We start from the raw sequence: 24,201 nt of genomic DNA, 5'->3' as shown, positions 1-24,201 counted from the left end.
TCAGCCGTCCGGCGCGACGCTCGCGCGCCAGCGCGCGATGCCCTCGGGCACGACGGGCGCCGCGCCGAGCGCCGGCGCGAGCGTCGGCAGGCGCATCACGAACGACGTGCCCGCGCCCCGATTCGATTCCGCGTGCAGCGTGCCCGCATGCGCGGCGACCACCTGCGCGGCGAGCTGCAGGCCGAGGCCGAAGCCCATCGAGCCGCGCTTCGCGAGCGGCGCGAAATCCGTCATCCGAGCGTCCGGCGCGAGGCCCGGCAGGCCGCCCGCCCAATCGCGGATCGTCACTTCCGCGTGCGCGTCGCGCACGTGCAGCCGGATCTCGACGCGCGCGCCCTGCCGCGACGCCTGCACCGCATTGTCGATCAGATTCTGCAGCGCGCGGGCAACAAATACGCGCGCGCCGCGCAACCACAGCGGCGCGGCGTCGTCGAGCCAGAGCTGCAACGCGACGCCGCGATAGACGGCCGCCACTTCGAGCTTCGGCACGAGCTCGCGCAGCATCCCGCGCAGATCGAAGCGCACGAAATGGCGTTGCCGCAAATCGTCCGCCGCCGACGCGACAAGATAGTCCTGACCGAGCAGCAGCGCATGCCGCGCGAGCTGCGCGATCCGTTCGAGGCCGCCGCACGCGGCGAACGCGTCGGGATCGGCGTCGTGCAGCTGGGTCAGCGCGAGGATCGAATTCTGCGGCGAACGCAGGTCGTGCGCGAGAAAACGCAGCGACGCGACGCGCTCGTCGAGCGCGCGGCGCAGCGGCGTGACGTCGGCGACCGTGACCGTCGCCGCGATCGCCGGATCGCGCTCGACCGGTTGCAGCGTGAGCCACAGGATCGCGTCGTCGGTCTCGAATTCGAGTCCTTGTGCGAGCGCCTCGAAGAGCGCGGCGGCGTCCGCGCCCGCCGCGTCGCCGAGCACCGCGCGCAGCGGCAATCCGGCGGGCAGCGCGCGGCCGAACAGCGCGCGCGCGCGCGCGGTGGCCGCGACGATCGCGCCGTCGCGGTCGAGCGCGAGCGTGCCCCACGCCTGCCGGTCCTGCATCATCTGGAAGATTCGGGCATCGGCCCCGTGCGGCGCGCTCAAGTTCGACTCCGGCGGACGTTCGGTTCCGCGAATGTTTGGACGGGCCGCGACGCGGCGGCGCGAGCGCGCAGTGTGTACCGATTCGAAAGCGCTTGTCCAGTGCCGCCGCGCCGCGCCGCCCGCGCGCTCAGAAGTCGGCCTTCTGCTTGAGGTCGCCCGCGCTCACCGTCACTTCGTCCGGCGTGAACTCCATGTTGCCGCCCGCGCCGCGCTTGCCCACATGCGCGTTCACGAACGGATTGCCGCCCGACTCGAGACGCTCCAGCTCCTTCGTCGCGCCGGCGTTCAGCTTCACATTGCCGTCCTTGTCGACGACGCCGACCGAATTATTGCTGCCGTTGTACAGGTTGCCCTGCGAGTCCATCTTCAGGTGCAACGCCTCGCCGCCCGCCTTCGTGTTCAGCTTCACGTCGCGCAGGTCCTCGCCGGGCTTGCCGCCCGCCGGTGGCGTCGCGTGGTTCGTCGGGCCGTTGTTGCCGGCCGGCGTGTCGTCGTTCGAATCGCCGCCGATGTTCGTGTCGTCGCCGCCGCCCGAATCGCCCTGCATCAGCAGTTCCTCGATTTCGTGGAGCAGTTCCTCGATCTTCCGATCGCGGCTGCTCGGCGAAGTCGACGAAGTGTGGAACTGCGACGGATGGAGAGTCTGCAACGAAATGCCGTTAACGCTCATGATCGTCTCGCTATGAATGTGAATCGACTGAGGGAAAGGGAAAAGAACGCGCGCGGCCTTGCTGCGCCCGCGGTTCGTCGACAAGCTTAGGCGGCGCGCCCTCATGCGCCGCGAAGCGGGCGAAGCGGCGTCGCGGCGGACGAAACGACGGGTCGCGCGCCGCGCGCCGCCGCCGCGCGACACGGCGCGGTTCGCCGCGCGCGACGGCGCTTCGCGCGCACCGCCCGCTCGTTCGCGCGCAACGGCGATCATCGTCGCCGGGTCATCTCTACTCGACGCATCCCACCGACATGGCGATCAAACCGTGCAACAAGGCCGCGTTGCGCGCGCTGCTCTCGGCCTTCTCGGCCGGGCTGCGCGCGAACGCGCACGCGGACCTCGACGAACTGCTGCTTGCGCTGCGCGCGTTGCAGCCGCGGAACGCCGCGGTCGACCTGTGCGACGTGCGGCTGCGGATCAGCCGGCGCGACTGGATCGGCGCGCTGCACATCCTGCGCACGCTCGAGGAGCAGGAACGCGGCACGCCGCTGTGCTCGGCGTTGCAGAGCTGGTGCCTGTTCGCGCTGCGGGACGACGACTGGCGGCGCTATGCGCAGACCGTGCTGCTGTCGGGGGATCGGGCGTCGACGGCGCTCGTCGGGCGATTCCTGAAGGTGAACGAGCTCGCGGCGAGCGACCGGGGCGAACACGACGACGATGTCGCCGCGCGCGTCTCGCAGTTGCTGCGGCTCGATCGGTATCAATGGGCGCGGCACGTGCATGCGAGCGGGATGGGGTGACGGGCGGTTGGGTTCGTTGTTCTGCGTTTTTCGTTCTACGCTTCTCGTTTGCCTGTTTCGGCTTGCAGTTTGCAGTTTGCAGTTTGCGGTTCGCGGTTCGCGGTTCGCGGTTCGCGGTTCGAGGTTCGAGGTTCGAGGTTCGCGGTTCGCGACAGATTTCCCATACGCCGCAGCAAACGAGATCGCTCGAAATCGGCAACGCGCATCATGGCAAGCCTCGCGTCCGCGATCGACGCGCATCGCGCACTCGAATGCGATTTTCGCGAGTGCACGCGACGATCGCCGTCACGAATTCGTCGCTCGGCCGCGACTTCCGCGCCCATGATCGAACATGTCGAAACAAGCGGGTTCGCCCGAAATCCGCAACGCGCGTTAAGCCGAAGCAAACGTCGGTGATCGGCACGCGGCGCAAACATCCGCGCAAATGCGGATTTCGCGGATTTCGCGGATTTCGCGGATTTCGCGGATTTCGCGGATGTCGCGGAAAGCACGGAAAGCACGGAAAGCACGCATAGCGCAGGAAGACATCGCATCCGGCTTCGCACGACGCCCGCGCAAACGAAGCCCGTCCGCGGCATGCGTGACGCGGCCCGGCCCGTCGAGGGCGGCGCGCGCGCGGCGAACGCGTTGCGCGCGCGGCATCGCCGGCGGCATCGCACCGGCCGTCGCGCCAGACTTCCCGCACGGAGAAACGGCCGATGGACGCCACACGACCAGCGCCCCGGCCCCATCGGCCTCGCTCGCTGCGCAGGCCCGCCCCATGCACGACGATCGGCCGGCGCGACGCGGCGAGCGCCGCCGCCCGCCGCGCGACTTCACCGATCGATCGTCTGCGACGGCGCCTCGTCGAACATCCGCCGATAGCCGTTCACGAGCGTCGACCGATGCCGGATGCCCCAGCGGCTTGCGATCTCGAGCACGCTCGCGGCGCGCGGCGCGTCGGACAGCAGCTCGCCGCGAATCCGCTCCATCCGCTGCCGCCTGATCAGCTCGCTCGGCGACAGCCCGAGATACGTCTTGAACGCCGCCTGCAATGCGCGCTCGGTCACGTCGATGTGCGCGGCGATCTCCCGCACCGACAGGTCGCGCTGGTCGAGCCGCTCCATCAGATAGCGATACGCGCGCCGGTACTTGCCGGGCAGCCGCGCGCTGACGTCGTCGCTCGGTGCGGCCGCGTGCGTGCCGCAGCGTGCGATCGCGAGCGCCGGGGCGAGCGCCGCGCCGTCGGAGCGCACGTGCCGAACGGACGCGAGCGCATAGCGCGCGTACAGCGACGACGATTCGCGAATCCGCCCCTGCTGCTCGCGCACCTTCGCCGCGCAGTACAGATAATCGAGCGTCCAGCGCACGTGCGACCCGCAGCGCCCGGCCGCGTCGCGATACGGCGCGATCATCGCGTCGGCGACGTTCGGCGCGTGGCCGGCGAGCGCGGCGAGCGCGACTTCGAGGCGCACGCTGCGCTGATAGTCGGCGAGGCCCGCCTTCGCGCACCAGCTCACGTGCGCGTCGATGCGCGCGAGCGCCGCGTGGTCGCCGGCCGCGAGCGCGCGCGCCTGCCGCATGTAGTCGACGCGCCTCCGCAGCAGCGGCGGCGCGGCGTCGGCTGCCGCCGACGCGCCCGCCTGCGCGAACGCGGACGGCGGCAGATCGGCGAGCGTCGAGCGCCAGTAGACGTGATCGCCGAGCGCGTCGGCGCGGCCGATCTGGTATTGCAGCAACAAATCCGCGCGCAGCGCGCCCGCGAGCTGAAGCCAGCGCGGATCGGCGTCGCGGGCGGCCGCGTCGAGCACGTCGAGCGTCGCCATCGCGTCCTCGGCGCGGCCGAGATGATGCATGACGACGCACGTGCCGACGAGGCTCTCGAGCTTCTGCTCGACGCTCGCCGCGCGATCGTCCGCGATCCGCTGGAAGCCCGCCTGCGCGATGCCGAAGCGGTTCTGGAAAAACGCCTGCCAGCTCGCGTTGCGGCAGGTCATCACGCGCGTCTGGTCGCGCGATTCGCGCAGCAGCTTCTGCGCGCGGCGGAACGTGTCCTCGGCTTCCTCGAAGCGGCCAAGCACGAGCTGGATGTCCGCATACGCGTGGACGTCGCGCACGTCGACGGCGAGGCCGCCCGGCTCGGCGTCGCAGCGCGCGGCGACGAACGCGGCCGCTTCGGCGAAGCGGCCGTCGAGCACGCGCGCCGCATACGCGCCGTTGGACGAAGGATTGGCGAGCGCGGCGGCGGCGGCGAAATGGAGTGTGGAAAACATGGCGGGTCCTCCCGGCAGGCGGTTTCGAATACGAAGATGTCAGGCTCGATCCGCGCGCCGCGCCGCCGCTCGTCGCGGGGCGCAGCGCGTGGATGCGTGCCGCTATCGTCTCGTCCGGGCCGAATCCGCGCAGCAGTTTGTGACGTTCCGTTACGATTGCCCGGATTGCCGGATTGCCGGATTGCCCGGATTGCCGGGGTCGCCCGGGTCGCCCGGATCGCCCGGATCGCCCGGATCGCCGGGATCGCCGGGATCGTCGGAATTGCCGGAATAGCTGCGATTACCGCGCTTGCCGCCCGGCGCCGCGCCCCGCTACACCCGCAGCCAGAAATATTCGCCGGACGCGATCCCGCCGAACATCTCGTCGCCCGACTCGATGATGTTCTGCCGCCAGTAGCGGCCGTGCTCCGCGTAGTGCGCGAACAGATCGGCGAGCGTCTCGCCCGTCACGTCCGGCGTGAGCGGCAGCCGCATCAGCAGCACGATGCCGCCCGTGTCCGCGTCGATTCCGAGCTGCGCCTGGTCCTGCGCATAGATCAGCAGGTTCGCCTCGAGCAGCAGCCGGTACACCGCGAGCGTGCGCCCCGCGCTGACGATCCCGTAATGAAAGTTCACGTACATCGATTCCGGATCGTCTTCGAAATATTCGAGCCGCACGTCGAAACCCTCGACTTCGATCGAGCGCGTTTCGAGCACATGGTCGACATCCGGCAAATCGACGATCGCGCAAACCTCGGCGATGATTCCCTCGTAGTGTTCCTGGCTCATGGCTGCTCCATTCCGGCATCCGGCACGCCGCAAAAAAACAGCCGGCGCACGCAGCGCCGGCTGTCCAACACGCGTCGTGCGGCGGCGAACTTACTGAATCTTCTCCGCGCCTTTTTGAATCAGGCCCACGGCGGCCTTCTTCACCTCCATCTCCGATTGCGCGATCGTCATCTTCATTTGGTTCTCGGCCATCTTGTTCATCGCCGCAATGCCCGCATCGGTGCTGTTGCCTGCACTAAACAGGGCTCCGCCCGCTTGCAACGCCGTATTAATGATGCTCATGGTCAACACTCCATAGATAGTGCGTGCGTACACGCATCGACAGAAATCCGGCGCAGCCGATCCTTATTGCACATCGCTCGGCCCGCCGCTTTTTTGCCGCGCAGCGTGAGGCGGCGCCGGACGCGGCTCGCGCCGCATCGCTTGCCGCCGCACGCCGCGCGGCGAAACCGTGGCCGCTACGCGGCCGCCGCGTTCGCCTCGTGCAGCGTCGCGACGATCCGCTGCGCCGCGAGCAAGCCGCGATAAATCTTCTGCATCGCATCGCGATCGAACTCGCTCGCGGCTTGCGCGGTGGCCGCGCTCACGCGCTCGGCCGTCTCGCCGAGCGCCCGGCGCAGCGCGCCGATGCGCGCGGCCGCGTCGGGCGCGGCGAGCGCCTGCTCGAGCGGTCCGCAATCGTCCGCTGCCCGTTCCAATGCTTCGTACATGCCGCTTCTCCCGTTGGTTGAGGCCTGTCAGTTGAGGTTCGGCGCGCCGTCGGCCGGCGCGCCCGCAAACACGTGCTTCACGCCGTCCGGCGTCTCGATGTAGCGCACGTCGCCGATCTCGAGCATCCCCGAGTACGCGACGGGCACGGGCGCGTCGCCCGACTGCCGCGCGTCGATTTCGATCGCGCGCACGTTCGGCCCGACGTCCGCGCGCACCCGGTCGACCGCCGCGCGCAGTTGCGCGACGTTCGGCACGACGCCCGACACGAGAAAGCGCCCCTGCCCCGCGTAGGCGACCGTCGCGCCCGGCACGCCGAGCGATTCGCCGATGCTCTGCGCATCGTCCTGCGCGACGTCGTACCGGCGCTCGACGCGATGCACGGCGAGCCGGTCGAGCAGCTTGCGTGCGGCAAGGTCGTCGGCGGGCGTCGCGACCATCCCGCTGACGGCGACCATCGCGCCGCGCGGCGCCGCGTGCAGCTCCGTGTAGCCCGCGCGCCCGAGCTCACCGCCGATGCGCGTCGCGAGCGCATCCGCCGTCTCGACCGCGGGCGGCGCGCCCGGATGCGCGCTCGCGAGCATCGCGCCCATCGCGAGAAGGCCGGCGACGAGCGCGCCGCCCGCCGCCGCGCACGCCGCGAGCTTGCGCTGCGCGCCGCGCCTTGCCGCGTCGGCGCCGGGCGGCGGCGCCCACAATGTCGCGAGCAGGTCGAGATCGCTCGGCCACTCGCCGCCCGCGGGCCCAACGCAGAGCGCCGTCTCGCCGAACGGCACCGGCACGAAGTCGAGCATCAGGAGCGGCGAGCCGTCGGCGTCGAACGGATCGGCGGCCGTCTCCGGCGGCGCGCTCGCCGCCCGCCGCGCGCGCGTTGCGCCGCGCGCGTCGATCGACAGCAACAGATCGCCGTCGCGCCAGTCGGTGATGCGAATCTCCGCGTCCTCGCCCGCGCCGATCCGGTGCTCGCCGGCGTCGAGCGCGATTTCCGCGCCGGCGTGCAAACCGGTCAAGATCCGCAGCAGCTTCATCGGTTGCTCCTTGTCCTTGCATCGTGCGTTTCATTGGCATCGATCGAATCGATCGCGATCCGTGCGTCGCTTCGATCGCGCCGCGTCGTTCGTCGATGTAGCCAGAATAGTTCGATGCGGTGCCGCGGTTCGTGCGTCGCGCGAATTCGCCGCCGCGTTTGCGAAGCGCCGCCCGCGCCGCGACGCTCACGATCGCGGCCGCGGCGCGCCACGCTGTGCGGCCCGCTGTGTCGCCCGCTGTGCAACCCGCTCAATCGCGGATACGCCGCCGCGCAGCGTCTGCACGCTCGCGATCGCGCGAGCGAGCTGCGCATTCGTCGACGGCCGCTCCGCGTTGAACACCATCAGCGGCAGCAGCAGGTAGTGCGTGCTCGCGCGGTCGCCGCGCTCGGCCGCCGCATCGCGCGGCGCGGCGCGCACGCTTCGCGTCGCGTCGAGCAGCAGCTGCTTCACCCCGCTCCAGCCGATCGGCGTCCACGGCCCGGTGCGCAGGCGGGCGGCGAGCAGGTCCGCGCTGTGACTCAGCAGCGCCGCCGTGATGCGCGCGCCCGGCTCCGCGTCGACACGCCGGCCGAGCTGAAGCAACGTATCGGCCCACAGATGCCGCAGCGCCTGCTCGCGCTCGGCGGCACCTGCCGGCGTGCGCGCGAGGTCGGCGAGCGCACGCTGCGCGGGCGCGAGCGCCGGCCGCGTGCGCGCCGCGCGCACGCGCGGCAGCGCAAGGACGCTCGCCGATTCGCCGTCGCGCTCCTCCTGCTCGCGCTGCTGCCCTCCGCCGCCCCGGCCGCCCGACTGCCGGTCGCGCTCGTCATGCGGCGCGACGTGCGCATGCGGCACCGACGATTCGTCGCCGCCGTCGAACGCTTCCGACCGGCTATCGGCGCGGCGACGCCCGCGCGAACCCGCCGCCGCCGCCCGCGCGCGCGGCTTCAGCTTCGCGAGCATCTGGCTGCGCGCGGCTATCACGCTCGCCTGATAGCCGTTCGAATACGTAAAGCGCGTGCCGTACTTGCCGTAGGTCGTCGCGACGCGCGCGCGCGCCGGCCGGCGCCGCCTCGGATCGGGCTTCGCCGCGTGGAGTGCTTGCGCGATCGCGCGCGTGATGCGGCTCATGACGGCACCGCCGCGGACAAGAGCTGCTGCGCGAAATGCAGGATCTCGGCGGCCGCCCACGGCCCGGCGATCGCAACCGTCACCGTCACCGCGACGAGCTTCACGCCGTACGAGATGCTCTGCTCCTGCAGCGACGTGATCGCCTGCAGGAACGAGATCGCGAGGCCGGATGCGGCCGCGACGAGCACGACGGGCAGCGAGATGTAGAGACACAGCATCATGCCTTGCGACGTGAGCCGGATCAGGTCGTCGATTTCCATCGGGCGAATCTCCTCGGAATCGGTAAGCGGTAAGCGGTAAGCGGTAAGCGTGAATCAGGAATAGGTCAGCACGAGGCCGTGCACGAGCGTCGACCAGCCGTCCATCACGACGAACAGCATCAGCTTGAACGGGATCGCGACGTTGGTCGGCTGCACCTGGTTCATCCCCATCGACATCAGCACGTTCGCGATCACGAGATCGACGATGATGAACGCGATATACAGGATGAAGCCGATGCGAAACGCGTCGGTCATCTGCGCGAGCGTGAACGCGGGCGCGAGCACGATCAGATCGTCTGCGCGCAGCTGCGCGGCCGCGGCCTTCGGCCAGACCACCGACGCGGAGCGCAGGAAGAAGCGCTTCTCGCGCTCGCGCGAGTGCGCGGCGAGGAACTGGCGGAACGGCTCCTTCGCCGCGCCGAACGCCTGCAGCATCGCCTGCGTCGGCTGCGGCGACAGCGCCTGCCCCTGCAGCTGCTGCTGCGCGGCGAATCCGATCGGCGCCATGATGTACAGCGACACGAGGATCGCGATGCCGTTGAGCACCATGTTCGGCGGCACCTGCTGCACGCCGAGCGCGTTGCGCAACAGCCCGAGCACGACGACGACTTTCGCGTACGACGTGACCACCATCGCGATGAACGGCACCATGCTCATCACGAGCACGGCGATCAGGAGGCCGGTGATGTCGTTAAACTGAACCATCGTCGCCCGCCATCCGGTCGATCCGCACGCCGAGATGCGCGCCCACCGCGACGAGCCTGCCGCCGCCGATCGCCTGGCCGTACGCGACGAGCCGCACCGGCACGTCGCGCGCGGCGAGCGGCAGCTCGAGCACGTAGCCCGGGCGCAGCGCGGCCAGCTCGGCGATCGACAGCGACAGCGTGTCGATCTCGACGTGCACGGGCAGAGCGACGTCGCCGAGGGCGGCCGCCTCGGGCGCGGCGGGCGGCGCGTCTTCGCCCGGCGATGCGGGTGGCGAAGTGGGTGGCGCAGCGGTCAGCGAAGCGGTTGGTGAAGCGGCTGCTGAAGTGGCCGGAGAAACCGCCGGTAAAGCGGCTTGTGAATCGGCCGGAAAATCTGCCGGCGAATCCGCCGCCAAGTCGCCCGCGACGATCGGCTCGTCGAGATCGTCGGCGGTGTCGGGCGTTTCGGTCATCGTCATCGTGGTTCCCTCGATCAGAACGGTTGCGTGCCATTGCGTCGCGCCGCGCGCACCCCACCACGCGTGCAGCGGGCCCGAGCGCGCGCCGCCGAGCGCGGACGGCACCATGTCCAGCAGCACGTCGCCCGGCCGCAGGCTACGCAGCACCGCGAGCGGCAGCGCGCGCGAGCCGAGCCGCACACGGCCGGGCAGACGCACGCGCGCGAGCGCGCCCGTCGCCGCGCCGCGCGGCCGCTCGCGTGGCAGCCGCGCCGCGAGCGCGTCGAGCCACGGCGTCTGCGCATCGAGCAGCGCGCAGCGCATCGGCATGCCGTCGAGCGCGAACGTCAACACGCAGCGCGTCGCGTCGAGCGCCGCCGCAGGCGCGGCGCGCAGCCCGCCGATCGTCACGCCGGCGAGCCCCGCCGCCGCGAACGCGGCGACGAGCGGCGCGAGCAGCGTCGACGCGAGCGCGGTGCGCAGCGACAGGCTCGCGTCGTCGCCGCGCGCATCCAGCGCAGGCGCCGCGACGACGTCGAGCGCCGGAAACGCCGCGAGGTCGATCGCGACGCGCGCGCTCGCGCCGTTCAATCGCAGATCGAGCACGCCGGGGCGCTCGAAGCGCGGCCGCTCGTGCGTCGCCGCGCGCCAGCCGGACAACGTCGGAAAGCGCGCGAGCCACGCGGCGAGCCGCGCGTCGGCGATCAGGCGCGCGAGCGCCGCGTCGAACGCGCTGCACGCGGGCAGCGGCAGCGCGGCGTCGATGCCGGGCGGCGCGGCGGTGTCGGGTTCCAGTTCGATCGGCTCGGTATCCATCGTCGCGGATAGTCGGGTTTGCTTACGGGTTTGCTTACGGGTTTGCTTGCGGGTTTGCTTGCGGGTTCGCTTGCGGGTTCGCCTGCGGATTCGCTTACGGGTTCGCTTGCGGGTCCGGCTACGCGCTTGCTCAGCCCACGTCGATCTCGATCGTGCGCGGCGCGCCGCAATGCGCGAGCAGCGTGTCGAGTCGCGCGTGCAGGGTCGCGCCATGCGTGCAGAGTAAGTGCCGCGTCGCCGCGTCCGGCGTCTCGAACCGAAGCCGCAAGTCGAAACGCGAAAGAACGAGATGCAGCACCGTGTCCGGCAGCAGCGCGGGCGCGAGCGGCAGGCTGATCGCCCACTGGCTTCCCGCGTCGTCGCCGCACAGCGCGGCGATCTCGGCCGCGAGCGCCTCGGCGACGCGCACCATCCGCTCGCGCTGCGCGAACACCTGATTGACGAACGCGCCGGAGCCCGCGCACGCGCGCGCCATCGCCTCGCGCCCGGCCGCATCCGGCAGCGCGGCCGGATCGCGCTCGATCGGCGGCGGCGCGCCGTCGCGCCATGGCGGCGATGCGTCGCGCCGCCGTTCGTCGCCGGCCGACGCGCGCTCGCCGGCCGGCGCGACGCGCGCGCGCCGCAGCAATTGCGCATAGTCGAAACCCCGCCGCGCCGTGTGTGCCGGGAACGCGCCGTCCGGCCCGGCGGCCGGCTCGCCCGCGATGATCCGCACCGGCCTCAGATCAGCGGCGCTCATGCGTGCGCCGCCGTCGGCATCGTCACGCGGCCGACCGGCTGCAATTCGACCTGGTCGCCGAGCTCCTGATACGAATAGACGGGCAACCAGCCGAGCCGCGCCTCGATCATCCGCCGCGTGTAGCGGCGCACGTCCATCGACGTGACGAGCGCGACGTCGTCGCGCGGCGTCTCGCCGACGAACGACGCGACGCTGTCGACGAGATAGCGCACCTGCTCGGGCGGCAGCGCGAGGAAGTTGCCCGCGGGCGTCTGCTTGATCGACTGCCGGATGTGCTGCTCGACCGGCAAGTCGAGCAGCACGGCCGGCAGCCGTCGCGCGCCGCGCGCCGCGCGATACGCGAGATAGCGCGACAGGTCGCCGCGCACGTATTCGGCGAGCATCAGCATGTCCTTCTCCTTCGGCCCCCACGCGACGAGGCTCTCCATGATGTCGCGCGCGTTGCGGATCGGGATGTGCTCTTCGAGCAGGCGGCGCAGCACATCCGCGATCCGCTGCGTCGGCAGCGCCTTCTGCACTTCGGCGACGAGCCCCGGATAATCGGCGCCGAGCTGATCGAGAATCCATTGGGTTTCCTGAATGCCGAGGAACAGATGCGCGTTGCGCCGGAGCAGCGCGATCGTCTCGTGCGCGATCACCTGCTCGGCGCGCCATGCGCGCGCGCCGGCCGGCACCGCCTTGTCGTCGATCCAGTAGCTCTCGGCGAGGCCGCCCGCGGGCCCGCGCTTCGTGCAGCGGCCGGCGAGCGCCGCATCCGACGCCGCGTCGGGCAGCATCGTCTGGTCGGCCGGCAGTTCGAGCCGCGCCTGCGGCACGTCGCGCATCAGGATCTCGCACGTCGCCTCGGGCAGCGCGCCGCTCGTCCACAGCGTGATGCCGGGAAACGGCAGCCCCTGCTCCTCCTGCAGCTTCGCGCGCTCCTCGTCGAACGCGCGATCGAGCGCGGCGGGCGCGAGCCGCGCGACGAGATCCGGCGCGACGCGCACGCCGATCGCGCACGTGAAGAGCGGCGCGCGCGGCAGGATCGACGGCGTGCCGCTCTTCGCGCCCGCGCGCTGCAGCGCGATCACCGGCTCGCCGCGCGCGGCCGTGCGGCGCGCGCCCTTCTGCAGCCGGTAGCCGGCGAACGCGAGCGTGGCCGACAGCAGCGCGAACAGCGCGGCCGGAAAGCCCGGCACGGCGGCGAAGCCGATCAGCAGCACCGCCGCGAAATACAGCGCGCGATGGCTGCCGCCGAGCTGCCGCGCGATCTCCGAGCCGAGCGACGCACCTTCGCCCTCGTCGTGATCGTCGGCGACGCGCGTGATCATCACGCCCGCCGCGACCGAGATCAGCAGCGACGGAATCTGCGACACCATCGCGTCGCCGACCGACAGGATCGAGAAGCGGTTCGCCGCTTCCCCCGCCGTCATCCCGTGATACATCACGCCGATCGCGATGCCCGCGACGATGTTCACGAGCGTGATGATGAGCCCCGCGATCGCGTCGCCCTTGACGAACTTCATCGCGCCGTCCATCCCGCCGTGCAACTGGCTCTCCTTCGCGAGCGTCGCGCGCTTGCGGCGCGCCTCGTCGGGCGTCAGGATGTTCGCGCGCAGGTCCGCGTCGATGCTCATCTGCTTGCCGGGCATCGCGTCGAGCGTGAAGCGCGCGCCGACTTCGGCGACGCGCTCCGAGCCCTTCGCGATCACGATGAACTGTACCGTCGTGATGATCAGGAACACGACGAGGCCGACGACGAGATTGCCGCCGACGACGAGCTCGCCGAAGCTCTCGATGATGTCGCCCGCGTTCGCGTGCAGCAGGATCGACTTCGTCGACGCGATGTTCAGCGATAGCCGGTACAGCGTCGTGAACAGCAGGACCGACGGAAACACCGACAGCGACACGATGCTGCCGACGTACATCGTCACCATCAGCAGCGTGACGCTGATCGCAATGTTGACGCCGAGCAGCACGTCGATCACCTCGGGCGGCAGCGGCAGGATCATCAGCGACACGATCGCGACGACCAGCACCGTGATGCCGACCTCGCCACCGGCGGGAAGCTTGAGGGTTTTCAGCGTCATGACGACCTCGCGGAGGGAACGACGGCGGCGGCGCGCGTGGGCGCGACCGATTCGACCCAGCGCAGGATCGCGGCCACCGTTTCGAACAGTTCTTCGGGAATCGCCGCGTCGCGCTCGATGCGGTACAGCGCGCGCGCGACCGGCGGATTGCCGACGATCGGCACGCCGAGCGCGTGCGCGTGACGGCGCAGCGCGAGCGCGCCGTCGTCGACGGCTTTCTCGATCACGCGCGGCAGCGGATGCTCGTCGGGCGCGTAGCGGATCGCGACCGCGTAGTGCGTCGGGTTGACGACGAGCACGCTCGCCTGCCCGACGTTCTGCCGCGCGGGTGCGCTCGTCGCGATCTCGCGCGCGAGGCGGCGGCGCTCGCCCTTCGTGTGCGGATCGCCTTCGCTTTCCTTGTGCTCGCGCTTCGCCTCTTCCTTCGTCATCCGGTTGTCGCGGATGAACATCACGCGCGCGATCTTGTAATCGGCCGCCGCGAACACCGTGACGACGAGCGCGACGACGCCGAACAGCTTCATCAGCACCGTCCACAGCACGCGCGACAGTTGCGGCGTCGCTTCGTACACGCTCGCGACGACGAGCGGAAACAGCGACGTCATCATCTTCCAGATCACGCACGCGAGCACCACCGCCTTGACGATCATCTTCACGAGCTCGAGCAGCGACTTCAGCGAGAAGATCCGCTTGATGCCCGCCATCGGATTGATCGCGTCGAACTTCGGCATCACGGGCTCGAGCGTGACCATGAAACCCGCCTGCGGCGCCTGCGACGCGACGCCCGCGACGATCGCCGCGGCGGCGAACGGCAGCATCGTCAGCGCGGCGCTCGCGGCGAGGTCGTGCAGCGCGGCGAGCGTCGCCTGCGGCGTGCGCTCGCCGTGCACGAAATCGAGCGCGGTGCGCATCGCGCGCACGAGGCCGCCCGTCAGCATCGATTCGCCCGCCGTCAGCACGCCGATCGCGGCCGCGAGCGTCACCGCGTCCGCGACGTCCTTGCTTTTCGCGACCTGCCCCTTCTCGCGGGCCTTCTTCAGCTTGCGCTCGGAGGGCTCTTCGGTTTTCTCTTCGGCCATCGCCGCCGTTCCTGTCGAGAGTCGGACACGGCGCGTACGTTAATGGCGCGGCGCGCCGCGCGCGCGCGCCGGCCCGAAGCCGCGCCGCCCGACGCGAAGCGCGCGCGGCGCTTCGCATCGCATGCGCGCGCTTCGCGTCGGCGGCCGAGCGGCCGCCCCGCGCTGCTACCTTGCGCCCCATACGCTTTTCCATCAACGACATGCGCCGCTCGCGCGGCGACACGGAGCGCACACCATGGACGAATCCCGGCCGACCTATCTGCGATGCAGCCAAGCGGCGCTGAACGAACTGATCGACGCCGCGAGCCTGGCGCTCGGCGGCGCGCTCGGCGGCCCGGCCGCCGATCCCTACGACATCGGCCTGCTGATCGACGCGCTGCGCGTGCTCGCGCCGCAATTGCCCGCCGCCGACATGTTCGACGGCATGCTGCACGTCGCGCTCGGCAATTTCGACGACGCCGTGCGCGTGTTCGCGGAAATCGCGAGCGGCGCGACGAACGCAATCTACGGCAAGGCGCTGCTCGCGTTCGCGCTGCAACTGAAGCGCGATCCGCAATGGCGGATCGCCGCCGACGAGGTGCTCGCGGCGGGCAGCCCCGCGCAGGCCGTCGCGCTCGTGCGCGCGCTCGAGCGGCAGCACGACGTGATGCTCGCGAAGGAGCGCGCGGAGCGCACGGGCGTCTGGGAGTTGCCCGAATCGGGCGCGGCCGCGCGCGGCGACGCGGCCGATGCGCCGAGCGCGAATCCCGCAAGCCCCGCGAATCCCGCGGGCGGCTTCGACGCGCAGGCCGCGTTCGCACATCGGCAATATCTGCGTCTTTGACGAGGAGGCCCGCATGACCGCTCCGCTTTCCCCGACCGACCTGACCCGCGCGCTCGACGCCGCGTTCTCCGACGCGGCGGCGCCCGGCGGCCCGGCGGCTGCGACGACCACGGCCGGCACGGCGGCGCACGACGTCCCGGCCGACGTCGCCGGCCGCTTCCAGGCGCTGATGTCGAACGCGACGCCCGCGCCGCCCGTCGCGCCTGCGCACGACGCGAGCGCGATCGCGAAGCTCGTCGAGACGTCGGACGCCGCGATCAGGCAGGTGCTCGACAACGCCGCCTATTTGAGCCGGCACGCGAGCGAGCTGCCGATGAGCCAGATGTTCGCGGCGTCGATCCAGGCGTCGGCCGAGGCCACCGCGATGCAGATCGATCTGCAGGCGAAGATGAGCGTCGTCACGTCGACGAAGGACGCGATCGGCTCACTGATGAAGAACCAGTAACCATGAAACGACTCCATCTCCCGATCGCCGCCGCGCGCGGCCGGCGCGCCGCCCGGCTCGCCGCGCTCGTCGCATGCGCGATGCTCGCCGCCGGCTGCCGGCAGGAGCTTTACGGCGGCCTCGCCGAGCGCGACTGCAACGAGATGATGGCCGCGCTGCTGCAAACCGGCGTCGACGCGCAGAAGAAGACGCCCGACGGCGGCAAGACCTGGACGCTCGCCGTCGACGACAAGCAGATCGTCAAGGCGATGGAAGTGCTGCGCGCGCGCGGGCTGCCCGCGGCGCGCTACGACGATCTCGGCGCGCTCTTCAAGAAGGACGGCCTCGTGTCGACGCCGACCGAGGAGCGCGTGCGCTTCATCTACGGCGTGTCGCAGGAGCTGTCGGACACGCTGTCGAAGATCGACGGCGTCGTCGTCGCGCGCGTGCACATCGTGTTGCCGAACAACGATCCGCTCGCGCAGGTCGCGAAGCCGTCGTCGGCGTCGGTGTTCATCAAGTACCGGCCGAACGCGAATCTCGCGACGCTCACGCCGCAGATCAAGAACCTCGTCGTCCATGGCGTCGAAGGGCTCACGTACGACGAAGTGAGCGTCACGTCGGTCGCGGCCGATCCGGTCGATCTCGTGCCGGCCGCGCAGCCGGGCGCGCGGGACTCCGGCGGCGCGACGCTCATCGGCGTGCTCGCCGCCGTCATCGTGTGCGCCGCGCTCGCGGCCGCGGGCGGCGCGCTGTGGTGGCGCGCGCGCAGGCACGGCGGCGCGGGGGCTGGCGCGGGCGGTCTCGCCGCGCGGCTGCGCGGCGGCAATGGCGGCGGCCGCGGCAATGGCAATGGCAATGGCAATGGCGGTGGCGGTGGTGGCGGTGGTGGCGGTGGTGGCGGCGGTGGCGGTGGCAATGGCGGTGGTGGCCGTGGCGGCAGCGGTGGCAGCGGCGCGAAAGCCGCCGCCGCGTCTCGGCAGGCCGGCGCGCGATGAGCGGCGGCACGCCGGTTGCAAGCGTCACGAGCGTCGCGGCAAGGGCGGCATGGCTTGCCGGCTACGACGCGAACGCGCGACGCGCGGCGGACTGGATTCACGCGAGCTGGCACGGCGCGCTCGCGCCGCTCGTCGCCGCGACGCTCGAGCGCGCGCCCGCGCTGCGCGCCGCGTGCTCGCTGCTGCTGCTGCGCGCGGTGGGGGCCTCGTCGCCGCCGCTCGACGGCTTCGATGCGCCCGCGGACCGGCTCGCCGCGCTGCCCGTGGCCGACGCGCTGCGGCTGTTGCGCCTGCGCGCGCTGCTGTCGCGGCGCACCGAGCTGCGTCACTGGATCGACCGCGCGAGCCGCGAGCGGCTCGCCGGCTGGGTCGGCGCCGACGGCTGCCGCGCGCTCGCCGCGCTCACGGCGCTGCCCGACGCGCCGCGCGCGCGCGGCCTCGATCGCCGCGCGCCGATCACGCCGCTTGCGCAACTGTCCGGCGACGACATCGCATGGGAAGGCTGGTGCCTGTTCGAGCGCGAACGGGTCTGGTCGCCCAAGGGGCCGGCGCGCATCGTGCGCCTCGCGTTGCCGCGCGAGCGAGCGCGCGCGCCGTGGATCGAACACGCGGCGGCGGACGCGGACGGCGCGACGCTGCTCGCGCGCCTGCCGTCGCTGTATCCGGAGTGGTCATGGCTTTTTGGCTGAAGAACCGACAGATTCCGCTCGCCGACGATTGCTGCATCGACGCGCCGCACGGCGTGCTGCGCCGCGACGCGTTCGAGACGGTTCAAGCGCTCGACGCCGCGCTCGACGCGCTCGCGGCGCAACGCGACGCCGTGCTGCGCGCGGCCCGCGACGAAGCCGAACGGATCGCCGCCCGCGCGCGCGCGCAGGCCGACGCGCTCGTCGAAGCGGCGCGGCGCGAGCACGACAGCGCTTATGCGCGCGGCTACGACGCGGGCCGCGCGCAGGCGATCGCCGACTGGCACGCGCAGGCGGCCGATTCGTTCGAGCAGGAGCGGCGCGTGCGCGACCGGATGCGCGAGCGGCTCGCGGAGCTCGTCGCCGCCGCCGTCCAGCAGATGGTGCGCGCGGAGGACGCGCGCGGCCTCTTCGCGCGCGCGGCGCAGACGGTCGAGCGCGTCGTCGCCGGCGCCAGCTATCTGACGGTGCGCGTGTGCGAAACCGATTACGACGCCGCGCGCGAGCAGTTCGGGTTCGTCGCCGACGCGTGGCGCCGGCAGGGCCGCAACGTGCCCGTCGACGTCGTCGTCGAGCCGCGCGTCGCGCCCGGCACCTGCGTATGCGAATCCGATTTCGGCACCGTCGACGCGAGCCTCGACACGCAACTGAACGCGATCCGCGCGGCGCTCGCCCGCGCGCTCGACGACGCGAGCCGCGCATGAACGCGCTGACCGATCTGTCCCGCGTCGCCGACGCGATGGCCGCGCGGCTCGCGATCGAGCCCGCCGTCGGCATGACGGGCAAGGTGCTCGAAGTGATCGGCACGCTCGTGCGCGTCGTCGGCCTCGAAGCGACGCTCGGCGAGCTGTGCGAGCTGCGCAGCGCGTCGGGCGCGCTGCTCCAGCATGCGGAAGTCGTCGGCTTCACGCGCAACGTCGCGCTGCTCTCGCCGTTCGGCGCGCTCGGCGAGATCAATCGCGGCACGCGCGTTGTCGGCCTGCGCCGGCCGCTGTCGGTGAAGGTGGGCGACGGCGTTCTCGGGCGCGTGATCGACAGCTTCGGCGAGCCGATCGACGGGCGCGGCCCGCTCGACTGCGACGCGCTGCGCCCCGTGCTCGCGCCGCCGCCGAACCCGATGTCGCGGCGCATGGTGGACGCGTCGCTCGCGACCGGCGTGCGCATCGTCGACGGCCTGATCACGCTCGGCGAAGGGCAGCGGATGGGCATCTTCGCGCCCGCCGGCGTCGGCAAGAGCACGCTGCTCGGCATGTTCGCGCGCGGCGCATCGTGCGACGTCAACGTGATCGCGCTGATCGGCGAGCGCGGCCGCGAAGTGCGCGAATTCGTCGAGCTGATCATGGGCGAGGACGGCATGGCGCGCTCGGTCGTCGTGTGCGCGACGTCCGACCGCTCGTCGATCGAGCGCGCGAAGGCCGCGTACGCGGCCACCGCGATCGCCGAGCATTTTCGCGACCAGGGCAAGCGCGTGCTGCTGATGATGGATTCGCTCACGCGCTTCGCGCGCGCGGGCCGCGAGATCGGCCTCGCGGCCGGCGAGCCGCCCGCGCGGCGCGGCTTCCCGCCTTCCGTGTTCGCCGAGCTGCCGCGCCTGCTCGAGCGCACCGGGATGGGCGAGCGCGGCTCGATCACCGCGCTCTACACGGTGCTCGCCGAGGACGATTCCGGCAGCGATCCGATCGCCGAGGAAGTGCGCGGCATTCTCGACGGCCACATCATCCTGTCGCGCGAGATCGCCGCGCGCAACCAGTATCCGGCGATCGACGTGCTCGGCAGCCTGTCGCGGATCATGCCGCAGGTCGCGACGCGCGAGCACGTCGGCGCGGCGGGCCGGCTGCGCCGGCTGCTCGCGAAGCACCGCGAGATCGAGACGCTCCTGCAGCTCGGCGAATACCAGGCGGGCAGCGATCCAGCGGCCGACGAAGCGGTCGCGAAGATCGACCGGGTCCGCGCGTTCCTCAACCAGCGCACCGACGAGCACTCGCCGACCGACGCGACGCTCGCCGCGCTGCACGCGCTCGTCCAATGACGTGCCGCAAGCAGCGCGCCTTCGAGACGCTGCTCGCGCGCCGCGAGCAGCGCGGCGCGAAGCTGCGCGCGGAGCAAGGCGCGCTGCGCACCGAACGCGACGCGGCGGCGGCCGAGCTCGCGCAGTGCGAAGCGCACGCGTACGCGAAGCGCGATGCGGCGAACCGCTACGCGGCGCGCGTCGACGCGATGGCGGCCGGCCGCGCGCCGTTCGCGATCGGCGACTACGCGGCGTGCCGCCGCTATCGCGACGCGCTGCTCGACGAGCACGCGCTCGCGCACGCGCAATGCTCACGCCTGCGCGCGGCGCTGCAGGCGAAGGCCGACGCGCTCGCCGCGGCCGCGCGCCGGATCGCCCGCAACGATGCGCAGATCGACGTCGTGCGCGAGCGCATCCGGCGGCTCGCACGCGCGGCCGAGGCGGCCGCCGAGGACGCGCAGGACGAGGAAATCGAGGAAGGCGCGCTCGCACGCCGGCTCGCGGCCGCGCGGGCATCGAACTAGGAGCCCGGACATCGGCATGACGACCTACGACATCTTTCCGTTGCAGCACCTCGGCGACGAATTCATCGGCTTCATCGTGCTGCTCGCGCTGTCGAGCGAGCGGCTGCTCGTGATCATGACGATCCTGCCCGCGACCGCCGACAACGTGATGAAAGGCCCGCTGCGCAGCGGCGCGGCGGCGCTCTGGTGCCTGTTCGTCGCGTGCGGCCAGCAGGCGCTGATTCCGCAGCTGCGCGGCGCGTTCCTCGTGTTCGCCTGCGCGAAGGAGGCCGTGATCGGGCTCGTGCTCGGCATCGCGGCGTCCACCGTGTTCTGGGCCGCCGAGGCGATCGGCACCTACGTCGACGACGTCGCCGGCTTCAACAACGTGCAGATGCAGAACCCGAGCTCGGGCACGCAGACCTCGCTGATGGCGACATTGTTCGGGCAGCTGACGATCGCGGCGTTCTGGATGCTGGGCGGCATGACGTTCCTGCTCGGCGCGCTGTACGAATCGTATGCGTGGTGGCCGCTCGGCTCGTTCGATCCGGTGCCCGCGCCGCTGCTCGCGCTGTTCGCGCAGGCGCGGCTCGACATGCTGATGAACATGATCGCGCGGATCGCCGCGCCGATGATGGCGATGCTGCTGCTCGTCGACCTGGGCCTCGCGTTCGTCTCGCGATCCGCGCAGAAGCTCGATCCGATGTCGGTCGGCCAGCCGCTCAAGGGCGCGATCGCGGTGCTGATCGTCGCGGTGCTGGCGGGGAATTTCGTGACCGAGATGCGCGGGCAGATTTCGCTGGCGGGGCTTGCGCAGCAGGTGAGGCAGCTCGCCGGTCATTAGCGGGGAATCGGCAGCACGATCGACAGCGGAGAAGAGACGAAATCAAAGGCGCCGCCATCCGGCCGGCCCGCCGTCCGCTGCCGGGCGCGACGCGACGTTGCGGAATTCGACGCGCACGCGGCCGAAAAAACGAAGGCCGACGCCGCGCGACGAACCGCCGGCGCGCCGCGAATCGCCGGCGAACGTCAGCGCGCGCCCCGCTCGTCCGCCACGTGAGCGAGCCATTCGACAAAATCCCGCGCAACGCGCTCGCGCCGCTCGTCATCGTGCCAGACCCGTATCACCTGCCCGACGGTTCCGCCTTCGGCGGGATCGAGATCGAGACACAAATGATTGCCGCCGCCGTCGTGCGTGAACGGAATCCACTTGAGGTTGTACCAGTCGTCCTTGATGCCCGCGTCGGGCTCGGACGTCATGTCGTCGAAATCGCCGCCGGCCACGAGGCCTTTCCAGATCGACCATTGCGCGACGATCTCGCGCGCGCTCAGGAGCGCGTCGTTCTCGGCGAACACCGCGCCCGCATCGGCCTGGCCGTCGTGAATCCGCAGGCTTTCGACGAATGCGGGCGGCAGCGTCACGCCGAGCGCCGCATGCATCGCATCGATTTCGCCGGCCGGCGCCGGTCCGTTGAGTCCGCCCGGCAAACGGCTGCGATCGGCGGCGAACCAGTCGTCGAGCTGATTCCAGACGACGCGAAGATCGGCGCTCGCGGCGGCCGCATCCGAAGCGGCGGAAGCGGTCGCGACGGCGGCGCAAGGCAACGGCTGCGCCGCCGGCGCGGCGGCCGGCAACGCGTCGAGCGGCGCCGCATCCGGCCCGGCGCGATCGAGCCGCAGAAACTGAACCGCGCTGCCGGCCGGCAACGGCGCCTGCCCTGCCGGAATCGCGACGAGCACGCTGGCCTGAGCGACGCCGCGGATCGGCCCGTCGCCTTGAGACGGCAGCAGCCGGACAATCGGTTCGCCGTTGGCGCCGCGGCGCAGATTGCCCCATTGCATGCCATTGAGCTCGGCATGGCGCTCGACGTCGTGCGCGATCGCGCCGGTTTCCCAATCCGGTCCTGGCCGCGCAACGTGCTCGAGCAAATCGAGCACGTGCGACACGACGGCGTGCATCAGCATCGCCACCGCGCTCGTATGGCCGGGCAGGTTGATCAGCGTCGCCTGGTCGTAGAACGTCAGCGCCAGCGTCCCGTGCGGCGTGCCGTCGGGCCGCGTCAGCGCAACCGTCTCCCTCTTCGGCGGCGAGCGATCGTCGCTGCGACCAAAATTGAAGCGCCCAGCCGGCGTTTGCTTGATCTCGACGGACGAGCGCTCCGTCGAGTACATCATCTGCGCATTCAGCCCGAGATCCTGAAACGGCGGCGCCGCCGGCAATCCCGCGCCGACGATCAGATCGTAGCGTTGCGAGAGCTCGACGAGCTTCCGCTTGAATGCGTACTCGTCGCGCTGCACATCGGGCGATGGCTGCGTCATGTCCGGCGGCGCGAGATATTCGACGCTCGGCGCGTCGTACCCCCACCGCCGCAGCATCGCGCGGATGTACGGTCCGCGCGTGTCCGGCCGTTGCCATGTTTCGCGCGCTTCGCCTGGCGGCACCTGATCGTAGCCGACGATCACGACGCCGATGCGCGGGCGCTTCGTCACCGCGATCTCGCGCACGCCCGCGGCGATCAGCGCGGCCTGCCGCTCGGCGGTGATCCGCCCGCCCTTCGGCAGCAGCACGTCCCCTTTCCGGTATTCGCTGCCCGGCGCGATCACGTGATGGCCGGGCGGCACCGGAGCCTGAAACCGCAGGTAAGACTTCTCGCCCCGATACGTCACCTGATGCCCGGACTTCGGCACGATCGCGTCGGCGTTTTCCGGCAACGGGAAATAGGCGGGTATGTCGACCGCCCGCCGCACGCCGATCGCGCGAGCCGCCGGGCTGCTCGTGCGCGACGCGAGCACGCGCCGGGTGAACTCGAAGTCGAGCTCGACCGGCTCGCGACGAGACGCGCGCGCCGTATCGGACGCGCGCAGCGCAAAGCCTTCGGATGCGGCGAGCGCAACGGACGGTACGTCTTCGACGGCGATCAGGTCGGCGGCGGCCACGCGCAGCAGCGCATCCTCGATCGCCACCGTCTCGCTTTGCATTGCCCCCGGGACTGCCCGTTGGCACCATTGATAGGCCTGATTGAGCCAGGCGGGAAAATTCGCGTGTTCGCTCATGGAATTCTTCAGGTGCGATGCCGCGGTTCGCGCAAGGAGACGGCGAACCACGGCATCGTCGGTGCTGTTTTTCTATGTGAGTCAGCGTTTCGACGCGGCCTGCGAACCCACGTCGACGTAAAACTCCTCGCTATCCAGCACACGCTGGTTCAAATAGAAGTTGCCGAGATACGCACCGGCGCGGCGATTGTCGCTCGCGTCGATACGCTTGACCGACACTTCGTTGTCCCGTGCGCCTTCCTGTGTCGCGGCGAACGGATATTCGTCGCAGTCGCAATCCGTCGGCGTTTCCTCCGGATCGCCCGTGAACGTGCATTGCCCCGTGACCGAACCGTACTTCACGACGCACTGCTGCTTCGAATTGCTGCGGTTGGCGCGACGCCAGTCCGCATCGCGCGTGCGCTTGAGCGGCTTCGACTCCCAAGTGTCCGGGAAGATTGTGCCATCTCCTCGCGACACGAACTTGCCCGGACTGCCCGCCGCCTGCGCCTCGCGAATATGGATCGCGGATTCGTCGACGTCGAGATTCTCGGCGGTGATGGTGCGCAGTACGGCGGGCGCGTCCGGATAGACGCAGCCTTGCGTGCCGCTCTTCGCGAGCCCGACGTCGCATCGAATATCGGGAATGTAGCCCGCTCCCGCATACGAGCTCACGCTCACGCCGTTCTCGAACGAATCGCCCGATCTGGCGACGCGGTACTCGATGGTCGGACGGATCAACTGCGGATTGTCGCCGCCCATGTTCGGCGTGATCGCCACCGGCACTTCGCTGGACAAGCCGCCGATCGCGAGCGGCACCCCCGCGTTCGGCGCGACCGTGCATGCCGGGCCGCATTCGACGACCGGCTTGATCATCACGCCGCCCGGATTGCCGGAAATCGCGCGCGCGCGGAACCGGAACTTCAAGGTCCACGCGAGCTGGTTCGACGGATTGTCGGAATACGCATACGCGTCGATGGCGACGCGGCCGATCTCGCTGTTCTGATCGTCCTTGACCACGTATTCGAGCGGAGACGACTTCTGACAGTGAGCGCCGCGGCTCAGCAATGCGTCTTTCGTCCGTTCGGTGCTGACGGCCGTACAGATCGGCGAAACGTCCGTGGCGCTTTCGGCGTGCGCCTGCATCGCCGCGACGCACAGAATCGCGCCGGCAAAAACCTGGCCCAACCGGGTTCGATGATTCACATCCCCTCCTGA

Annotated in this window: 25 protein-coding genes and 1 pseudogene; 9 read left to right on the top strand and 17 right to left on the bottom strand. The window is 70.9% G+C overall.

Annotated features, from left to right (window positions below; genetic code table 11):
• Window positions 1-1,041 (bottom strand): HAMP domain-containing sensor histidine kinase, encoded by a 1,041-nt coding sequence (locus WT60_RS24265; RefSeq protein WP_060356758.1) that lies wholly within the window; start codon window positions 1,039-1,041, stop codon window positions 1-3.
• Window positions 1,042-1,210: 169 nt separating this feature from the next.
• A complete protein-coding gene (locus tag WT60_RS24260; protein WP_226377283.1) occupies window positions 1,211-1,753 on the bottom strand; it encodes a hypothetical protein in 543 nt (180 codons plus the stop codon).
• Window positions 1,754-2,043: 290 nt separating this feature from the next.
• On the opposite strand from WT60_RS24260, the gene WT60_RS24255 reads away from it, so the two are divergent.
• Window positions 2,044-2,532 (top strand): HrpB1 family type III secretion system apparatus protein, encoded by a 489-nt coding sequence (locus WT60_RS24255; protein ID WP_038743725.1) that lies wholly within the window; start codon window positions 2,044-2,046, stop codon window positions 2,530-2,532.
• Between the two features lie 372 nt (window positions 2,533-2,904).
• On the opposite strand, the gene WT60_RS33940 is transcribed toward WT60_RS24255, so the two are convergent.
• The 13 genes from WT60_RS33940 to sctU all read right to left on the bottom strand — a co-directional run bounded on the left by WT60_RS33940 (window position 2,905) and on the right by sctU (window position 14,508).
• Entirely contained in the window at window positions 2,905-3,186 is a 282-nt protein-coding gene (locus WT60_RS33940) for a hypothetical protein (protein ID WP_145986866.1), read from the bottom strand.
• 161 nt (window positions 3,187-3,347) lie between these two features.
• The gene (locus tag WT60_RS24245; RefSeq protein ID WP_059576104.1) at window positions 3,348-4,784 is read right to left on the bottom strand and encodes a helix-turn-helix transcriptional regulator; all 1,437 of its coding nucleotides are present in this window, start codon (window positions 4,782-4,784) and stop codon (window positions 3,348-3,350) included.
• A 312-nt stretch (window positions 4,785-5,096) separates the two neighbouring features.
• Entirely contained in the window at window positions 5,097-5,552 is a 456-nt protein-coding gene (locus WT60_RS24235) for a CesT family type III secretion system chaperone (RefSeq protein ID WP_038743717.1), read from the bottom strand.
• 90 nt (window positions 5,553-5,642) lie between these two features.
• Window positions 5,643-5,834: a hypothetical protein gene (locus tag WT60_RS24230; RefSeq protein WP_038743714.1), complete on the bottom strand. Its 192-nt coding sequence runs from the start codon at window positions 5,832-5,834 to the stop codon at window positions 5,643-5,645.
• Window positions 5,835-6,010: 176 nt separating this feature from the next.
• Window positions 6,011-6,262: a hypothetical protein gene (locus WT60_RS24225; protein ID WP_059670480.1), complete on the bottom strand. Its 252-nt coding sequence runs from the start codon at window positions 6,260-6,262 to the stop codon at window positions 6,011-6,013.
• Between the two features lie 27 nt (window positions 6,263-6,289).
• Window positions 6,290-7,288 carry an HrpD5 family protein gene (gene hrpD5, locus WT60_RS24220; protein ID WP_038743710.1) on the bottom strand — a complete coding sequence of 333 codons (999 nt, stop codon included), beginning with the start codon at window positions 7,286-7,288 and terminating at the stop codon, window positions 6,290-6,292.
• A 186-nt stretch (window positions 7,289-7,474) separates the two neighbouring features.
• Complete coding sequence (locus WT60_RS24210; RefSeq protein ID WP_059670478.1) at window positions 7,475-8,401, bottom strand: hypothetical protein; 927 nt, start codon at window positions 8,399-8,401, stop codon at window positions 7,475-7,477.
• The gene (gene sctS / locus WT60_RS24205; protein WP_038743708.1) at window positions 8,398-8,661 is read right to left on the bottom strand and encodes a type III secretion system export apparatus subunit SctS; all 264 of its coding nucleotides are present in this window, start codon (window positions 8,659-8,661) and stop codon (window positions 8,398-8,400) included. The genes WT60_RS24210 and sctS overlap by 4 nt, the downstream gene beginning before the upstream one ends.
• Window positions 8,662-8,715: 54 nt before the next feature.
• Window positions 8,716-9,366 (bottom strand): type III secretion system export apparatus subunit SctR, encoded by a 651-nt coding sequence (gene sctR, locus WT60_RS24200; RefSeq protein WP_038743706.1) that lies wholly within the window; start codon window positions 9,364-9,366, stop codon window positions 8,716-8,718.
• A complete protein-coding gene (gene sctQ, locus WT60_RS24195; protein ID WP_059647548.1) occupies window positions 9,353-10,621 on the bottom strand; it encodes a type III secretion system cytoplasmic ring protein SctQ in 1,269 nt (422 codons plus the stop codon). The genes sctR and sctQ overlap by 14 nt, the downstream gene beginning before the upstream one ends.
• 130 nt (window positions 10,622-10,751) lie before the next feature.
• On the bottom strand, window positions 10,752-11,360 hold the full coding sequence (sctP, locus tag WT60_RS24190; RefSeq protein WP_059576116.1) for a type III secretion system protein SctP: 609 nt from the start codon (window positions 11,358-11,360) through the stop codon (window positions 10,752-10,754).
• Window positions 11,357-13,429, bottom strand: a complete 2,073-nt coding sequence (sctV, locus tag WT60_RS24185) for a type III secretion system export apparatus subunit SctV (RefSeq protein ID WP_038743699.1) — start codon at window positions 13,427-13,429, stop codon at window positions 11,357-11,359. Before sctV ends, sctP begins: the two co-directional genes overlap by 4 nt.
• Entirely contained in the window at window positions 13,426-14,508 is a 1,083-nt protein-coding gene (gene sctU, locus WT60_RS24180) for a type III secretion system export apparatus subunit SctU (protein ID WP_059576118.1), read from the bottom strand. The genes sctV and sctU overlap by 4 nt, the downstream gene beginning before the upstream one ends.
• 235 nt (window positions 14,509-14,743) lie before the next feature.
• Between sctU and WT60_RS24170 the strand changes: the two genes are divergently transcribed.
• From WT60_RS24170 to sctT, 8 genes and pseudogenes are all read left to right on the top strand, one after another.
• On the top strand, window positions 14,744-15,331 hold the full coding sequence (locus WT60_RS24170) for an HrpB1 family type III secretion system apparatus protein (RefSeq protein WP_059670476.1): 588 nt from the start codon (window positions 14,744-14,746) through the stop codon (window positions 15,329-15,331).
• A 13-nt stretch (window positions 15,332-15,344) separates the two neighbouring features.
• A complete protein-coding gene (locus WT60_RS24165) occupies window positions 15,345-15,776 on the top strand; it encodes a type III secretion protein HrpB2 (protein WP_038743692.1) in 432 nt (143 codons plus the stop codon).
• A 2-nt stretch (window positions 15,777-15,778) separates the two neighbouring features.
• Window positions 15,779-16,582: pseudogene (sctJ, locus tag WT60_RS24160) on the top strand (type III secretion inner membrane ring lipoprotein SctJ); the annotation flags it as partial.
• A gap of 167 nt (window positions 16,583-16,749) precedes the next feature.
• Window positions 16,750-17,442: a type III secretion protein HrpB4 gene (locus WT60_RS24155; protein WP_060356741.1), complete on the top strand. Its 693-nt coding sequence runs from the start codon at window positions 16,750-16,752 to the stop codon at window positions 17,440-17,442.
• Entirely contained in the window at window positions 17,427-18,143 is a 717-nt protein-coding gene (gene sctL / locus WT60_RS24150; protein ID WP_059670474.1) for a type III secretion system stator protein SctL, read from the top strand. The genes WT60_RS24155 and sctL overlap by 16 nt, the downstream gene beginning before the upstream one ends.
• Window positions 18,140-19,468 carry a type III secretion system ATPase SctN gene (gene sctN, locus WT60_RS24145; RefSeq protein WP_060356740.1) on the top strand — a complete coding sequence of 443 codons (1,329 nt, stop codon included), beginning with the start codon at window positions 18,140-18,142 and terminating at the stop codon, window positions 19,466-19,468. Before sctL ends, sctN begins: the two co-directional genes overlap by 4 nt.
• A complete protein-coding gene (locus WT60_RS24140) occupies window positions 19,465-19,971 on the top strand; it encodes a type III secretion protein HrpB7 (protein WP_060356739.1) in 507 nt (168 codons plus the stop codon). Before sctN ends, WT60_RS24140 begins: the two co-directional genes overlap by 4 nt.
• A gap of 16 nt (window positions 19,972-19,987) precedes the next feature.
• Window positions 19,988-20,794 carry a type III secretion system export apparatus subunit SctT gene (gene sctT / locus WT60_RS24135; RefSeq protein ID WP_038743681.1) on the top strand — a complete coding sequence of 269 codons (807 nt, stop codon included), beginning with the start codon at window positions 19,988-19,990 and terminating at the stop codon, window positions 20,792-20,794.
• A gap of 185 nt (window positions 20,795-20,979) precedes the next feature.
• Here sctT and WT60_RS24125 read toward each other — a convergent pair whose 3' ends face one another.
• Together WT60_RS24125 and WT60_RS24120 are read right to left on the bottom strand one after the other, a co-directional pair.
• Complete coding sequence (locus WT60_RS24125; protein ID WP_060356737.1) at window positions 20,980-23,004, bottom strand: SMI1/KNR4 family protein; 2,025 nt, start codon at window positions 23,002-23,004, stop codon at window positions 20,980-20,982.
• A gap of 81 nt (window positions 23,005-23,085) precedes the next feature.
• A complete protein-coding gene (locus WT60_RS24120; RefSeq protein ID WP_236860916.1) occupies window positions 23,086-24,189 on the bottom strand; it encodes a NucA/NucB deoxyribonuclease domain-containing protein in 1,104 nt (367 codons plus the stop codon).
• Window positions 24,190-24,201 lie beyond the last annotated feature (12 nt).

Source organism: Burkholderia sp. MSMB617WGS (genome assembly GCF_001532025.2).
Lineage (GTDB): Bacteria > Pseudomonadota > Gammaproteobacteria > Burkholderiales > Burkholderiaceae > Burkholderia > Burkholderia savannae.
This window is presented reverse-complemented; position numbering and strand designations above follow the sequence as displayed.

Bases quoted from the DNA above. Each gene is read 5' to 3' on its own strand.
- WT60_RS24265 (WP_060356758.1), bottom strand. From the start codon at position 1,041: ATGCAGGACCGGCAGGCGTGGGGCACGCTCGCGCTCGACCGCGACGGC.
- WT60_RS24260 (WP_226377283.1), bottom strand. From the start codon at position 1,753: ATGAGCGTTAACGGCATTTCGTTGCAGACTCTCCATCCGTCGCAGTTC.
- WT60_RS24255 (WP_038743725.1), top strand. From the start codon at position 2,044: ATGGCGATCAAACCGTGCAACAAGGCCGCGTTGCGCGCGCTGCTCTCG.
- WT60_RS33940 (WP_145986866.1), bottom strand. From the start codon at position 3,186: ATGCCGCCGGCGATGCCGCGCGCGCAACGCGTTCGCCGCGCGCGCGCC.
- WT60_RS24245 (WP_059576104.1), bottom strand. From the start codon at position 4,784: ATGTTTTCCACACTCCATTTCGCCGCCGCCGCCGCGCTCGCCAATCCT.
- WT60_RS24235 (WP_038743717.1), bottom strand. From the start codon at position 5,552: ATGAGCCAGGAACACTACGAGGGAATCATCGCCGAGGTTTGCGCGATC.
- WT60_RS24230 (WP_038743714.1), bottom strand. From the start codon at position 5,834: ATGAGCATCATTAATACGGCGTTGCAAGCGGGCGGAGCCCTGTTTAGT.
- WT60_RS24225 (WP_059670480.1), bottom strand. From the start codon at position 6,262: ATGTACGAAGCATTGGAACGGGCAGCGGACGATTGCGGACCGCTCGAG.
- hrpD5 (WP_038743710.1), bottom strand. From the start codon at position 7,288: ATGAAGCTGCTGCGGATCTTGACCGGTTTGCACGCCGGCGCGGAAATC.
- WT60_RS24210 (WP_059670478.1), bottom strand. From the start codon at position 8,401: ATGAGCCGCATCACGCGCGCGATCGCGCAAGCACTCCACGCGGCGAAG.
- sctS (WP_038743708.1), bottom strand. From the start codon at position 8,661: ATGGAAATCGACGACCTGATCCGGCTCACGTCGCAAGGCATGATGCTG.
- sctR (WP_038743706.1), bottom strand. From the start codon at position 9,366: ATGGTTCAGTTTAACGACATCACCGGCCTCCTGATCGCCGTGCTCGTG.
- sctQ (WP_059647548.1), bottom strand. From the start codon at position 10,621: ATGGATACCGAGCCGATCGAACTGGAACCCGACACCGCCGCGCCGCCC.
- sctP (WP_059576116.1), bottom strand. From the start codon at position 11,360: ATGAGCGCCGCTGATCTGAGGCCGGTGCGGATCATCGCGGGCGAGCCG.
- sctV (WP_038743699.1), bottom strand. From the start codon at position 13,429: ATGACGCTGAAAACCCTCAAGCTTCCCGCCGGTGGCGAGGTCGGCATC.
- sctU (WP_059576118.1), bottom strand. From the start codon at position 14,508: ATGGCCGAAGAGAAAACCGAAGAGCCCTCCGAGCGCAAGCTGAAGAAG.
- WT60_RS24170 (WP_059670476.1), top strand. From the start codon at position 14,744: ATGGACGAATCCCGGCCGACCTATCTGCGATGCAGCCAAGCGGCGCTG.
- WT60_RS24165 (WP_038743692.1), top strand. From the start codon at position 15,345: ATGACCGCTCCGCTTTCCCCGACCGACCTGACCCGCGCGCTCGACGCC.
- WT60_RS24155 (WP_060356741.1), top strand. From the start codon at position 16,750: ATGAGCGGCGGCACGCCGGTTGCAAGCGTCACGAGCGTCGCGGCAAGG.
- sctL (WP_059670474.1), top strand. From the start codon at position 17,427: ATGGCTTTTTGGCTGAAGAACCGACAGATTCCGCTCGCCGACGATTGC.
- sctN (WP_060356740.1), top strand. From the start codon at position 18,140: ATGAACGCGCTGACCGATCTGTCCCGCGTCGCCGACGCGATGGCCGCG.
- WT60_RS24140 (WP_060356739.1), top strand. From the start codon at position 19,465: ATGACGTGCCGCAAGCAGCGCGCCTTCGAGACGCTGCTCGCGCGCCGC.
- sctT (WP_038743681.1), top strand. From the start codon at position 19,988: ATGACGACCTACGACATCTTTCCGTTGCAGCACCTCGGCGACGAATTC.
- WT60_RS24125 (WP_060356737.1), bottom strand. From the start codon at position 23,004: ATGAGCGAACACGCGAATTTTCCCGCCTGGCTCAATCAGGCCTATCAA.